This window comes from Salmonella sp. WC3 (assembly GCF_042932255.1).
In the GTDB taxonomy this organism is placed as follows: Bacteria; Pseudomonadota; Gammaproteobacteria; order Enterobacterales; family Enterobacteriaceae; genus Salmonella; species Salmonella enterica.
The window spans coordinates 3674203-3689115 of sequence record NZ_CP170629.1 but is presented as its reverse complement, the minus strand read 5'-3'; the positions used below and the strand labels follow the sequence as shown (position 1 = coordinate 3689115).

Here is a 14913-nt window from a genome sequence, read left to right as displayed (position 1 = left end):
GTTATGGGAGGAGTTATGCGTCTGGATCGTCTTACTAACAAATTCCAGCTTGCTCTTGCCGATGCCCAGTCGCTCGCGCTGGGGCACGACAACCAATTCATCGAACCTCTTCATTTAATGAGCGCCTTGCTGAACCAGGAAGGGGGATCGATACGTCCTTTATTAACCTCCGCCGGTATTAATGCTGGTCAGTTGCGCACTGCTATCGATCAGGCGCTGAGCCGTTTACCGCAGGTGGAAGGCACCGGCGGCGACGTACAGCCTTCTTCGGAACTGGTACGCGTACTGAACCTTTGCGACAAGCTGGCGCAAAAACGGGGGGACAATTTTATTTCGTCAGAGCTGTTTGTTCTGGCGGCGCTTGAGTCTCGCGGCACGTTAACCGATCTGCTGAAATCAGCCGGTGCGACCACGGCCAATATCACTCAGGCAATTGAACAGATGCGCGGAGGTGAAAGCGTGAACGATCAAGGGGCTGAAGACCAACGTCAGGCCTTGAAAAAATATACCGTCGATCTGACCGAGCGGGCTGAACAAGGTAAGCTTGACCCGGTAATTGGTCGTGATGAAGAAATTCGCCGTACCATTCAGGTATTGCAACGTCGTACTAAAAACAACCCGGTGTTAATCGGTGAGCCAGGCGTAGGTAAAACCGCCATTGTTGAAGGGCTGGCGCAACGTATTATCAACGGTGAAGTACCGGAAGGCCTGAAAGGCCGTCGCGTGCTGGCGCTGGATATGGGCGCGCTGGTGGCCGGGGCGAAATATCGCGGCGAATTTGAAGAGCGTCTGAAAGGCGTGCTGAACGATCTGGCGAAACAGGAAGGCAACGTCATCCTGTTTATCGACGAGCTGCACACCATGGTTGGCGCAGGTAAAGCTGATGGCGCCATGGATGCCGGTAACATGCTGAAACCGGCGCTGGCGCGTGGTGAACTGCACTGTGTGGGTGCGACCACGCTGGATGAATACCGTCAGTACATTGAAAAAGACGCGGCGCTGGAACGTCGTTTTCAAAAAGTGTTTGTCGCAGAACCCTCAGTGGAAGACACCATCGCTATTCTGCGTGGCCTGAAAGAACGTTACGAGCTGCATCACCATGTGCAGATCACTGACCCGGCGATTGTGGCGGCGGCAACATTATCTCACCGCTATATCGCCGACCGTCAGTTGCCGGATAAAGCTATCGACCTCATCGATGAAGCGGCATCCAGCATTCGTATGCAGATTGACTCTAAGCCGGAGGAGCTGGACAGACTCGACCGCCGCATTATTCAGCTCAAACTGGAACAGCAGGCGTTGATGAAAGAGTCTGACGAGGCGAGTAAAAAACGTCTCGATATGCTCAACGAAGAACTGGACGACAAAGAGCGCCAGTATTCTGAGCTGGAAGAAGAGTGGAAAGCGGAAAAAGCGTCGCTCTCTGGTACGCAAACTATTAAAGCGGAGCTGGAGCAGGCGAAGATTGCCATCGAGCAGGCGCGTCGCGTTGGCGACCTGGCGCGAATGTCTGAACTGCAGTACGGCAAAATTCCGGAGCTGGAAAAACAGCTGGAAGCCGCGACCCAGTCGGAAGGTAAAACCATGCGTCTGTTACGTAACAAAGTAACGGATGCGGAAATTGCCGAAGTGCTGGCGCGCTGGACCGGTATTCCGGTTTCCAGAATGCTGGAAGGCGAACGTGAAAAACTGTTGCGTATGGAACAAGAGTTACACAGCCGTGTGATCGGGCAGAATGAAGCCGTTGAAGCAGTATCGAACGCCATACGTCGTAGCCGTGCTGGGCTGTCCGATCCGAACCGTCCGATTGGTTCCTTCCTGTTCCTGGGGCCGACGGGGGTCGGTAAAACCGAACTGTGTAAAGCGCTGGCTAACTTTATGTTCGACAGCGACGACGCGATGGTGCGTATCGACATGTCTGAGTTTATGGAGAAACACTCCGTGTCTCGTTTGGTCGGGGCGCCTCCAGGATATGTCGGCTATGAAGAAGGCGGTTATTTGACGGAAGCGGTGCGCCGTCGCCCTTATTCCGTCATCTTGTTGGATGAAGTGGAAAAAGCGCATCCGGATGTATTCAACATTCTGTTGCAGGTGCTGGACGACGGTCGACTGACTGACGGGCAGGGGAGAACGGTCGACTTCCGTAATACGGTGGTCATTATGACTTCTAACCTCGGTTCCGATCTCATTCAGGAGCGCTTTGGCGAACTGGATTACGGTCGAATGAAAGAGATGGTGCTGGGTGTGGTTAGCCAAAACTTCCGTCCGGAATTTATCAACCGTATTGATGAAGTTGTGGTATTCCATCCGTTAGGTGAGCAACACATCGCTTCTATTGCTCAGATCCAGCTGCAGCGTCTGTACAAACGTCTGGAAGAACGTGGTTATGAAATCCATATCTCCGACGAGGCGCTGAAACTGTTGAGCGCCAACGGTTACGATCCGGTCTACGGGGCGCGTCCGTTAAAACGTGCTATTCAACAGCAGATCGAAAACCCACTGGCGCAGCAAATCCTGTCTGGTGAACTGGTTCCTGGCAAAGTGATTCGCCTTGAAGCCAATGATGATCGTATTGTGGCAGTGCAGTAAGTCACAAATTTGAATAAAACGGGCCCTGACGGGCTCGTTTTTGTTTAAAAACCAGGCGAAAATAGGCTTTTGGTTCAAATGTTGTTTGAAAAGTGAACGGTTGAGCTTTTTTTTGCATTTAGGTCTTGTCAGGCTCTAATAACTCCCTATAATGCGCCACCACTGACACGGAACAACGGCATACAGGCCGCCGGGTCAGGAAGGCTTCGTTAAGAAGTCTGTGAGGAAAGCGAAAATAAAGGCTTGACTCAAAAAGAGGAAAGCGTAATATACGCCACCTCGCGACGGTGAGCTGAAAGCCGCGTCGCACCTGCTCTTTAACAATTTATCAGACAATCTGTGTGGGCACTCGAAGATACGGATTCTTAACGTCCCCGGACGAAAAATGAATACCAAGTCTCAAGAGTGAACACGTAATTCATTACGAAGTTTAATTCATTGAGCATCAAACTTTTAAATTGAAGAGTTTGATCATGGCTCAGATTGAACGCTGGCGGCAGGCCTAACACATGCAAGTCGAACGGTAACAGGAAGCAGCTTGCTGCTTCGCTGACGAGTGGCGGACGGGTGAGTAATGTCTGGGAAACTGCCTGATGGAGGGGGATAACTACTGGAAACGGTGGCTAATACCGCATAACGTCGCAAGACCAAAGAGGGGGACCTTCGGGCCTCTTGCCATCAGATGTGCCCAGATGGGATTAGCTAGTTGGTGAGGTAACGGCTCACCAAGGCGACGATCCCTAGCTGGTCTGAGAGGATGACCAGCCACACTGGAACTGAGACACGGTCCAGACTCCTACGGGAGGCAGCAGTGGGGAATATTGCACAATGGGCGCAAGCCTGATGCAGCCATGCCGCGTGTATGAAGAAGGCCTTCGGGTTGTAAAGTACTTTCAGCGGGGAGGAAGGTGTTGTGGTTAATAACCACAGCAATTGACGTTACCCGCAGAAGAAGCACCGGCTAACTCCGTGCCAGCAGCCGCGGTAATACGGAGGGTGCAAGCGTTAATCGGAATTACTGGGCGTAAAGCGCACGCAGGCGGTCTGTCAAGTCGGATGTGAAATCCCCGGGCTCAACCTGGGAACTGCATTCGAAACTGGCAGGCTTGAGTCTTGTAGAGGGGGGTAGAATTCCAGGTGTAGCGGTGAAATGCGTAGAGATCTGGAGGAATACCGGTGGCGAAGGCGGCCCCCTGGACAAAGACTGACGCTCAGGTGCGAAAGCGTGGGGAGCAAACAGGATTAGATACCCTGGTAGTCCACGCCGTAAACGATGTCTACTTGGAGGTTGTGCCCTTGAGGCGTGGCTTCCGGAGCTAACGCGTTAAGTAGACCGCCTGGGGAGTACGGCCGCAAGGTTAAAACTCAAATGAATTGACGGGGGCCCGCACAAGCGGTGGAGCATGTGGTTTAATTCGATGCAACGCGAAGAACCTTACCTGGTCTTGACATCCACAGAACTTTCCAGAGATGGATTGGTGCCTTCGGGAACTGTGAGACAGGTGCTGCATGGCTGTCGTCAGCTCGTGTTGTGAAATGTTGGGTTAAGTCCCGCAACGAGCGCAACCCTTATCCTTTGTTGCCAGCGGTTAGGCCGGGAACTCAAAGGAGACTGCCAGTGATAAACTGGAGGAAGGTGGGGATGACGTCAAGTCATCATGGCCCTTACGACCAGGGCTACACACGTGCTACAATGGCGCATACAAAGAGAAGCGACCTCGCGAGAGCAAGCGGACCTCATAAAGTGCGTCGTAGTCCGGATTGGAGTCTGCAACTCGACTCCATGAAGTCGGAATCGCTAGTAATCGTGGATCAGAATGCCACGGTGAATACGTTCCCGGGCCTTGTACACACCGCCCGTCACACCATGGGAGTGGGTTGCAAAAGAAGTAGGTAGCTTAACCTTCGGGAGGGCGCTTACCACTTTGTGATTCATGACTGGGGTGAAGTCGTAACAAGGTAACCGTAGGGGAACCTGCGGTTGGATCACCTCCTTACCTGAAAGAAACGGTCTTTGCAGTGCTCACACAGATTGTCTGATGAAAAGTAAATAGCAAGGCGTCTTGCGAAGCAGACTGATACGTCCCCTTCGTCTAGAGGCCCAGGACACCGCCCTTTCACGGCGGTAACAGGGGTTCGAATCCCCTAGGGGACGCCACTTGCTGGTTTGTGAGTGAAAGTCACCTGCCTTAATATCTCAAAACTGACTTACGAGTCACGTTTGAGATATTTGCTCTTTAAAAATCTGGATCAAGCTGAAAATTGAAACACAGAACAACGAAAGTTGTTCGTGAGTCTCTCAAATTTTCGCAACACGATGATGAATCGCGAGAAACATCTTCGGGTTGTGAGGTTAAGCGACTAAGCGTACACGGTGGATGCCCTGGCAGTCAGAGGCGATGAAGGGCGTGCTAATCTGCGATAAGCGCCGGTAAGGTGATATGAACCGTTATAACCGGCGATACCCGAATGGGGAAACCCAGTGTGACTCGTCACACTATCATTAACTGAATCCATAGGTTAATGAGGCGAACCGGGGGAACTGAAACATCTAAGTACCCCGAGGAAAAGAAATCAACCGAGATTCCCCCAGTAGCGGCGAGCGAACGGGGAGGAGCCCAGAGCCTGAATCAGCATGTGTGTTAGTGGAAGCGTCTGGAAAGGCGCGCGATACAGGGTGACAGCCCCGTACACAAAAGCGCATGTGCTGTGAGCTCGATGAGTAGGGCGGGACACGTGATATCCTGTCTGAATATGGGGGGACCATCCTCCAAGGCTAAATACTCCTGACTGACCGATAGTGAACCAGTACCGTGAGGGAAAGGCGAAAAGAACCCCGGCGAGGGGAGTGAAAAAGAACCTGAAACCGTGTACGTACAAGCAGTGGGAGCCCCACCACTAAGCCAGTGGTGAACTCCACATACGCATCCTTTGCTGAGGATACGGTTAACGGAGCGAAAGCGACGTTCAACCTCAAAAGAAGCAGAGGGGGCTTAGTGGTGGGGTGACTGCGTACCTTTTGTATAATGGGTCAGCGACTTATATTCTGTAGCAAGGTTAACCGAATAGGGGAGCCGCAGGGAAACCGAGTCTTAACCGGGCGTTAAGTTGCAGGGTATAGACCCGAAACCCGGTGATCTAGCCATGGGCAGGTTGAAGGTTGGGTAACACTAACTGGAGGACCGAACCGACTAATGTTGAAAAATTAGCGGATGACCTGTGGCTGGGGGTGAAAGGCCAATCAAACCGGGAGATAGCTGGTTCTCCCCGAAAGCTATTTAGGTAGCGCCTCGTGAATTCATCTCCGGGGGTAGAGCACTGTTTCGGCTAGGGGGCCATCCCGGCTTACCAACCCGATGCAAACTGCGAATACCGGAGAATGTTATCACGGGAGACACACGGCGGGTGCTAACGTCCGTCGTGAAGAGGGAAACAACCCAGACCGCCAGCTAAGGTCCCAAAGTCATGGTTAAGTGGGAAACGATGTGGGAAGGCCCAGACAGCCAGGATGTTGGCTTAGAAGCAGCCATCATTTAAAGAAAGCGTAATAGCTCACTGGTCGAGTCGGCCTGCGCGGAAGATGTAACGGGGCTAAACCATGCACCGAAGCTGCGGCAGCGAACGTATCACTTAAAGCGATTCAGCGGGTTACGATTGACGGAGCGAAGCGACGTCAAAGCGTATACAAAGTCGAGTCGGTTTAAGGATACGTTCGTTGGGTAGGGGAGCGTTCTGTAAGCCTGTGAAGGTGTGTCGTGAGGCATGCTGGAGGTATCAGAAGTGCGAATGCTGACATAAGTAACGATAAAGCGGGTGAAAAGCCCGCTCGCCGGAAGACCAAGGGTTCCTGTCCAACGTTAATCGGGGCAGGGTGAGTCGACCCCTAAGGCGAGGCCGAAAGGCGTAGTCGATGGGAAACGGGTTAATATTCCCGTACTTGGTGTTACTGCGAAGGGGGGACGGAGAAGGCTATGTTGGCCGGGCGACGGTTGTCCCGGTTTAAGCGTGTAGGTGTGTGTTCCAGGTAAATCCGGTTCACTTTAACACTGAGGCGTGACGACGAGGCACTACGGTGCTGAAGCAACAAATGCCCTGCTTCCAGGAAAAGCCTCTAAGCATCAGGTAACATCAAATCGTACCCCAAACCGACACAGGTGGTCAGGTAGAGAATACCAAGGCGCTTGAGAGAACTCGGGTGAAGGAACTAGGCAAAATGGTGCCGTAACTTCGGGAGAAGGCACGCTGACACGTAGGTGAAGTGATTTACTCACGGAGCTGAAGTCAGTCGAAGATACCAGCTGGCTGCAACTGTTTATTAAAAACACAGCACTGTGCAAACACGAAAGTGGACGTATACGGTGTGACGCCTGCCCGGTGCCGGAAGGTTAATTGATGGGGTCAGCGCAAGCGAAGCTCCTGATCGAAGCCCCGGTAAACGGCGGCCGTAACTATAACGGTCCTAAGGTAGCGAAATTCCTTGTCGGGTAAGTTCCGACCTGCACGAATGGCGTAATGATGGCCAGGCTGTCTCCACCCGAGACTCAGTGAAATTGAACTCGCTGTGAAGATGCAGTGTACCCGCGGCAAGACGGAAAGACCCCGTGAACCTTTACTATAGCTTGACACTGAACATTGAGCCTTGATGTGTAGGATAGGTGGGAGGCTTTGAAGTGTGGACGCCAGTCTGCGTGGAGCCGACCTTGAAATACCACCCTTTAATGTTTGATGTTCTAACGTGGACCCGTTACCCGGGTTGCGGACAGTGTCTGGTGGGTAGTTTGACTGGGGCGGTCTCCTCCTAAAGAGTAACGGAGGAGCACGAAGGTTGGCTAATCCTGGTCGGACATCAGGAGGTTAGTGCAATGGCATAAGCCAGCTTGACTGTGAGCGTGACGGCGCGAGCAGGTGCGAAAGCAGGTCATAGTGATCCGGTGGTTCTGAATGGAAGGGCCATCGCTCAACGGATAAAAGGTACTCCGGGGATAACAGGCTGATACCGCCCAAGAGTTCATATCGACGGCGGTGTTTGGCACCTCGATGTCGGCTCATCACATCCTGGGGCTGAAGTAGGTCCCAAGGGTATGGCTGTTCGCCATTTAAAGTGGTACGCGAGCTGGGTTTAGAACGTCGTGAGACAGTTCGGTCCCTATCTGCCGTGGGCGCTGGAGAACTGAGGGGGGCTGCTCCTAGTACGAGAGGACCGGAGTGGACGCATCACTGGTGTTCGGGTTGTCATGCCAATGGCACTGCCCGGTAGCTAAATGCGGAAGAGATAAGTGCTGAAAGCATCTAAGCACGAAACTTGCCCCGAGATGAGTTCTCCCTGAGACTTTAAGTCTCCTGAAGGAACGTTGAAGACGACGACGTTGATAGGCCGGGTGTGTAAGCGCAGCGATGCGTTGAGCTAACCGGTACTAATGAACCGTGAGGCTTAACCTTACAACGCCGAAGATGTTTTGGCGGATGAGAGACGATTTTCAGCTCAGATTCAGAGTTGAGTACGCAATAATTTGCGCAGCGGCAAGCGAAGGAAAGGAAGGAGCATACAGAAGTATGTGACTGAGTTTACGAGCGCAGGCAACGCCGCTGATGCGATAAAGAATTGCGTACAGAGCACAAAGAATTTGCCTGGCGGCACTAGCGCGGTGGTCCCACCTGACCCCATGCCGAACTCAGAAGTGAAACGCCGTAGCGCCGATGGTAGTGTGGGGTCTCCCCATGCGAGAGTAGGGAACTGCCAGGCATCAAATAAAACGAAGGGCCCTGTCGGAAGACAGGGCCTTTTGTTTTTGTCTGTTTCTGCCGGATGGCGGCTCCGCCTTATCCGGCCTACAGGAATTATCCCGCCTACGAAGCTGGTGTTCTTGTAGAACCGACAAGAGTACATCCCACCCAATCGTTAACGATGAACTATCCTTTACACGTGCTTATATAAGCAGTGAGGATTTTCATTGGCTATCAAACCTTTTAACTACCAGCAGGACTTTTCCAGCATTGACTTCCGCCAGCAGCCTGAATTGTATCAGGTTGGACGAGGCGAGCAGGGGGTGCTACTGGTTGAACCCTACAAAAGCGAAATTCTTCCTTTCTGGCGCTATAAAGATGAAGCATCGGCGATGAAATCCGCAGAACAGATCTACCAGTTGTTCGAAGCTTACCGGCAGCAGGATGATTTCGTTGGTATGGACATGGCGCGTAAATTTATTCAGATGGGATACACCCGCGCCAGGCGATACGCTAACTATAAAGGCGGTAAAAAGTATGCAGAAGACGGCAGCCTGAATACACGGGGTAATGATCCTATTAAGGCCGCGGCGGCAACGGTTTTCAAAGGTTGGTGGGATAAAATCCGTCAGGACGAAGACTATCTGAAACGGAAACGCCAGCATCAGGCACGGTGGGGATAAAAATTAGCAAACAAATAATTAACACTTTATTTACTTTTGGGTCTCGCGTAATCTGAATCTCCAAAATAAAAGGCCGATTAAGCCTGGCAACAAGGAGAACAGTATGGCAGAAATTATTCAGCGTATAGATAAAAACAACGCTGAGGCTCCGGAGATGCGGCGACGCATATGGGCTATCGTGGGGGCCTCTTCCGGAAACTTAGTGGAATGGTTTGATTTCTACGTCTACTCTTTCTGCTCGCTCTATTTTGCACATATCTTCTTTCCTTCTGGTAATACCACTACTCAGCTTTTGCAAACGGCAGGCGTCTTTGCCGCCGGTTTTTTAATGCGGCCTATCGGTGGTTGGCTGTTTGGACGCATTGCAGATCGACGCGGGCGCAAAGCCTCAATGTTGATTTCGGTGTGCATGATGTGCATGGGGTCGCTGGTGATTGCCTGCTTACCTGGTTACGATACCATCGGCACCTGGGCGCCGGCGCTGCTCCTTATTGCAAGGTTATTTCAGGGGCTCTCGGTAGGGGGAGAGTATGGGACCAGCGCGACATATATGAGTGAAGTTGCGCTTGAAGGTCGTAAGGGATTTTTCGCCTCGTTTCAGTACGTTACGCTTATCGATGGCCAACTACTGGCATTGCTGGTCGTTGTGATTTTGCAGCAGGTTCTGGAAGATGCTGAACTTCGTGCCTGGGGATGGCGTATTCCCTTTGCGCTGGGCGCCGTGCTGGCGGTTGTGGCGTTATGGCTACGTCGCCAGCTGGATGAAACCTCGAAGCATGAGACTCGCGCATTAAAAGAAGCCGGTTCGTTGAAAGGTTTGTGGCGTAATCGCAAAGCCTTTTTGATGGTGCTTGGTTTCACCGCGGCAGGCTCGCTGTGCTTTTATACTTTCACCACCTATATGCAGAAATATCTGGTAAATACAGCAGGTATGCATGCCAATGTCGCCAGCGGCATTATGACGGTCGCGCTGTGTGTTTTCATGTTGGTACAGCCGTTATTCGGCGCGTTATCCGATAAGATTGGCAGGCGCACTTCTATGCTATGTTTTGGCGCGCTCGCGACGCTTTTCACCGTTCCAATTCTCTCCGCGTTGCAGAATGTGACGTCGCCTTATGCCGCATTTGCTTTAGTGATGTGCGCGCTATTGATTGTGAGTTTCTATACCTCGATTAGCGGGATCCTGAAAGCGGAGATGTTTCCGGCGCAGGTTCGCGCCCTGGGCGTCGGTTTATCTTACGCGGTAGCAAACGCGTTATTTGGCGGCTCTGCGGAATATGTCGCGCTGTCGCTAAAATCTGTCGGTATGGAGAGTTCGTTCTTCTGGTATGTTACCGCGATGGCCATTCTGGCTTTCCTGGTTTCGCTGATGTTGCACCGTAAAGGAAAGGGCTTGCGCCTTTAGTATCGCGCCATTTGCCAGATAGCGTAACCGGTTGTCGCGCCAGCGACATCCCAGACAAAATCTTTCCAGCTCCAGCCGCTGCCTTCCGGGCGGCTGTCCCAGAGTTCTTTTGAGGCTCCGAGACTCAAAGAAAACATCAGCCCTATCGCTGCGCTGCGGTCAGGGCTTACTCCCTGGTGACGCGCATACTCATTACCGGCTGCCGATAGCATCGCTGATGCCATAAAATGTTGGGCTTTATCCTGACCGCTCCAGCGGTCGTTAGCCAGATGGCTGCACCCGGAGAGAAACAACACCGTAAAAGGAATCAACACGCGCACCAGTTCACTCCTAAGAGAAAACCCCGTACAGGACGGGGCTTCGATTACAGGATACGGCTAATTAATCTGTCGATGCGGATCCGGCGCAGACGGCGAATCAATTTACGCACTTTTATCGGATAGTCGGCAATGCTCTGCAGGTCACGATAATGTTTTACGATGGTTGTGTGCGTTCGGATAAGTTCCAGCTCTTTTTCCCGCTGAGGGGCAAGCTCCTGCTTAGGATCGTGGATCAGAATGGAGTTTTCCAGATCCAGACGCCAGGCGCGGGGATTCAGATTGTTGCCGGTGAGTAGCATCCATTTATCATCTACCCACATCCCTTTCAGATGATAGGTATTGTCGTCATCTTTCCACAGACGCACCACAAGCTGATCGGTATTGACGTAATACTGTAAACGGCTCAGGAAGCGGCGCAGGTTAATCTCATAGAGATAGGGCAGCGCGCCAATGATCTTGAACGGTTCATCTTCCGGAATGTAAAAATCATTCGCGGTTTTATCGCCAACTATGATTTCGACTTTCTTTCCATCGCGCAGTAGCTGAATAATATTCCGCACCAGTACCGCTGGTAGATTGAAGTAAGGGGTACAAATGGTGAGCTTATGCTCCGCACAGGGCATGAGATGGAAAATGGTTTTGTTCAGCAGACTGGATTTGCCAAGCCCGACCAGCGGCGTAACGGAGAGCTGCTCGTCATTAGCGTCACCCTGAAAATGATATGACGCATCACGCAGCTCCTGACGGTATAAGCGGATATCGTTTTTAATCTCCGGGCTTTTCGGACGCTGGGTATTATCCAGACGATTCACACCACGGCCATTCATCAGATTTTGCGTCACCCAGTCAAACATGATGTCTGCCATTTGCCGATTGCGAATCAGCTGGTAGCGATCGTAGCGATATTTATCATGCTGATGGAGATAGACATCGTTCAGGCTGGCACCGCTGTACAGGACGCTATCATCAATGATAAAGCCTTTAAAATGCAGTACGCCAAGCGCTTCTCGCGTATTAATCGGTACGCCGTAAACCGGGACATCAATGCCGGGGTTTTCCTGCGCCAGTCGGCAATACCAGTCTGCATTGGTATTCGAGGCCGCTGCGCCAATGCGCCCGCGTTGCGCGCGATGCCAGTCGACCAGCACCCTCACGTCCAGTTCAGGACGCTGCCGTTTAGCCGCATAGAGCGCGTCGAGTATACCTTTACCCCCATCGTCCTGTTCCAGATACAGGGCAACGATACAAATACGCTGCGTCGCGCTGGCGATTTTCTCCAGCAGTGTCTCCCGAAAAGTAGCAGGAGTATAAAAGAAATCTACATCATCAACTGACTGAGAAATCTTAGGGAGTTGGGCAAGGTGTTGTTGATGTTTATTACGCTTAAATTTTGACAACATCACAGTGCATTTCTTCTCTGTTCATTGAAGGGTCCTCTGTGCTATGCAGACGACATAAGCGAGCAATAATAACATCAGTACCCGTTAAAGTGGTCAACATTTCCAGTACATTACTCACGATTCATCACATTTGGCCAGATTCAGCGTCAATCCCACGATGCCCTCTTCGAGCTGAATATCGACCTGAAATCCCAGTTTTCTGGCCAGCGCGACCATGCCGCGATTGTTTGGCATCGTAATACCGTTCAGCCGCTTCAATCCGTGATCGCGAGTATAGGCAATCAATTTCTCCATTAAACGGCGTCCTAAACCCAACCCTTTGAGATCTGAACGCACCAATACGGCAAATTCGGCATCTACGTTGTCAGGATCGGAGATCGCGCGCGTTACGCCGAGGATCTCTTCAGCGTTGTCCATCCGCCTCACGGCCACAAAGGCCATTTCTCGATCGTAGTCGATCTGCGTCATGTTGGCTAAATCTTCATGGGTGAATTCGTTGATCTCGCTGAAATAACGGTAGTAAAGATCCTCTTTGGTGACCTGTGCGATGAATTGTCGCAGTTGGGGCTCATCTTCCGGCAGGATAGGACGGAACAGGCAGCGATCGCCATTTTTCATCTCCACCCACTCTTCAAGCTGGTGGGGATAGGGGCGTACCGCAAGTCGACTTTCGTTATCGCCATCAAACGGGGCAATATCCAGCGTCACATCCAGCGCGGTAAACTCACTGGCGGAAGCCAGCAGCGGATGGATATCCAGACGCTGAATTTCCGGGCAGTCGACAATCAGGTTTGAAACCTGGACCAGCAATTGGCTTAAACCGACAATATCCAGCGGACGCAGCGCTCTACGGGCGCGAATTTTCCGCTGTTTAATGCCCTGAATCACCAGATAGCGCGCCAGGTTCATGTTGAGCGGCGGCAGCGCGACGACAGCCTGCTCTTCCGGACGCCACTCTACGCCGCCTTCACCCAACATAATCAAAGGACCAAACACCGGATCGTGCTCGACCACCACACGAAGCTCCTGCGCGCCGGCGCGGTTAGCCATGCTTTGTACCAGCAAACCGTGAATCCGCGCTTGCGGCCAGGCCATCTTTACACGATCAAAAATGGCGTTCGCGGCCTGTTGTACCTCGCTTGCGGTCCGCAGGTAAAGCATGACCCCCTGAACTTCAGATTTATGCGGAATGTCGGGCGAGCGCAGCTTGAGAGCTACCGGATAGCCTATCTGTTCGGCGATATGCACCGCTTCAGCGCTGTCGCTGGCAATCCAGGTTGGGAGCGTGTGCAGCCCATAGGCGTGTAAAATCGGCTGTACTTCATGGGTATCCAGTGAGGCGGCGCCTTCCGCAATCGCCCGCTGTAACAGATTATGCGCCTCAGCGGTATTGGACGTCAGGTTACTCGGCAACGCTGGCGTTTCCCGCAGTTGCTTCTGGTTACGCCGGTATTCCACCATATGCATAAACGCGGTAATCGTGCCTTCCGGCGTACGGTAGGTTGGTAATCCGGCTTCGCTGAATAGCCGTCTTGCCTCCTGAGACGAGAACTCGCCGCACCAGTTTGTCAGCAGCGTAACAAACTTGCCTCTGGGGTGGCGCTTAATCGTCTCGATCAGAGCATGGGCGCTTTCCGTACCCGGCGCGGCAGCGCTGGGAGAGTGGATAACCATAAGCGCGTCAAAATCCTGACTGGCGAGCAGGATATCCAGCGTTTTGACGTAATGTTCGCTGCTGGCGTCATCACACAGATCCAGCGGATTGGCAATATCTATGTGCGGGGGAAGCGCCTGCCGTAGTTGCAGGCAGGTCTCTTCGCTCAACGTCGCCAGCTTGCCGTTACGCGACCACAACTCATCTAACGCCAGCGCGGCAGGCGCGGCGCCATTGCTGATAATCATCAGTCTGTCGCCGCGTAGCGGACGCATATGGCTCAGTGTTTCGACGGCGGAAAAAAGCTCGTGCGTATCCTGGACTCGCAGCAGGCCTGCGCGCTGGATGGCCGCATCCCACGCAGGGTCCATTCCCGCGCTGGTATTAAGTAAACGCTGGGCTGCCGGGCTTCGGCCGCTTTTAATCACCAGAATCGGTTTGTTACGTGAAGCGCTACGGGCGGCGGAAACAAAACGGCGGGCGTCGCTTAACTGTTCCAGATAGAGCAAAATCGCGCTGGTCTTGCTGTCGCGCGCCAGATAGTCCAGTAGTTCATCGACATCAATATCCAGGCTATCGCCCAGCGCGATAAAGTAGGAAAAGCCCATTTCACGCTGTTGCGCCCAGTCAAGAATAGTATTGGAAACTGCGGCAGACTGGGAAATAAAAGCGAGCTTGCCCTGTTTAATCGGGACGGGAGAAAAGCTGGCATTCAGCCCTTGCCACGGCGCGAGAAGCCCAAGACTGTTTGGACCCAGCAGACGCATTTTATAATGCCGGGCACAGGCAAGAAGTTCTTCATGTTGCGACGTGGGAGCAGAAAGGATAATGCACGTTTTACACCCTTTCGCGCCAAGCGCGTCCAGTAACGCCAGGTTACGGCTGGCGTTAGTGCATAAAATAGCCAGATCGGGTGTGAAAGGAAGACTGGCGATATCCGGCCAGGCCATGACGCCTAAAACGGCTTTCCAGGCGGGCGTCACGGGAAGGACGGGGCCATTGAATCCGCCCGCCAACAAGTTACGCATCATCAGGTAACCCGCGCGGTGGGGCTTCATTGATGCGCCAATCACCGCGATCGATTTTGGTCGCAGTAGCGCTTCCAGTCCTTGCTGGCTCATACCGGTTTCCCTTACAC

The 14913-nt window shown here is 52.6% G+C and carries 6 protein-coding genes, 1 tRNA gene and 3 rRNA genes; 7 read left to right on the top strand and 3 right to left on the bottom strand.

Going from position 1 to position 14913, the window contains the following annotated elements; genetic code table 11:
* Nucleotides 1-15 precede the first annotated feature (15 nt).
* The 7 genes from clpB (at nt 16) to ACFK9X_RS18055 (ending at nt 10401) form a co-directional block, all read left to right on the top strand.
* On the top strand, nt 16-2589 hold the full coding sequence (clpB, locus tag ACFK9X_RS18085; protein WP_001235094.1) for an ATP-dependent chaperone ClpB: 2574 nt from the start codon (nt 16-18) through the stop codon (nt 2587-2589).
* A 455-nt stretch (nt 2590-3044) separates the two neighbouring features.
* Nucleotides 3045-4586: ribosomal RNA gene (locus ACFK9X_RS18080) — 16S ribosomal RNA — on the top strand.
* 85 nt (nt 4587-4671) lie between these two features.
* A tRNA-Glu gene (locus ACFK9X_RS18075) sits at nt 4672-4747 on the top strand.
* 193 nt (nt 4748-4940) lie between these two features.
* A 23S ribosomal RNA gene (locus ACFK9X_RS18070) occupies nt 4941-8028 on the top strand.
* A 188-nt stretch (nt 8029-8216) separates the two neighbouring features.
* Nucleotides 8217-8332, top strand: a 5S ribosomal RNA gene (rrf, locus tag ACFK9X_RS18065).
* The 16S, 23S and 5S rRNA genes sit together here with 1 tRNA gene alongside, the layout of an rRNA operon.
* 208 nt (nt 8333-8540) lie before the next feature.
* Nucleotides 8541-8996, top strand: coding sequence for a DUF4385 domain-containing protein (locus tag ACFK9X_RS18060; RefSeq protein WP_000985653.1), 456 nt, complete (start codon nt 8541-8543; stop codon nt 8994-8996).
* A gap of 103 nt (nt 8997-9099) precedes the next feature.
* A complete protein-coding gene (locus tag ACFK9X_RS18055) occupies nt 9100-10401 on the top strand; it encodes an MFS transporter (RefSeq protein ID WP_151117238.1) in 1302 nt (433 codons plus the stop codon).
* On the opposite strand, the gene ACFK9X_RS18050 is transcribed toward ACFK9X_RS18055, so the two are convergent.
* From ACFK9X_RS18050 to pat, 3 genes are all read right to left on the bottom strand, one after another.
* Complete coding sequence (locus ACFK9X_RS18050; RefSeq protein ID WP_001264478.1) at nt 10398-10721, bottom strand: YfiM family lipoprotein; 324 nt, start codon at nt 10719-10721, stop codon at nt 10398-10400. The genes ACFK9X_RS18055 and ACFK9X_RS18050 overlap by 4 nt on opposite strands.
* Nucleotides 10722-10765: 44 nt before the next feature.
* The gene (gene pssA, locus ACFK9X_RS18045) at nt 10766-12121 is read right to left on the bottom strand and encodes a CDP-diacylglycerol--serine O-phosphatidyltransferase (protein WP_151117967.1); all 1356 of its coding nucleotides are present in this window, start codon (nt 12119-12121) and stop codon (nt 10766-10768) included.
* A 114-nt stretch (nt 12122-12235) separates the two neighbouring features.
* Entirely contained in the window at nt 12236-14896 is a 2661-nt protein-coding gene (gene pat, locus ACFK9X_RS18040; RefSeq protein WP_151117236.1) for a protein lysine acetyltransferase, read from the bottom strand.
* Nucleotides 14897-14913 lie beyond the last annotated feature (17 nt).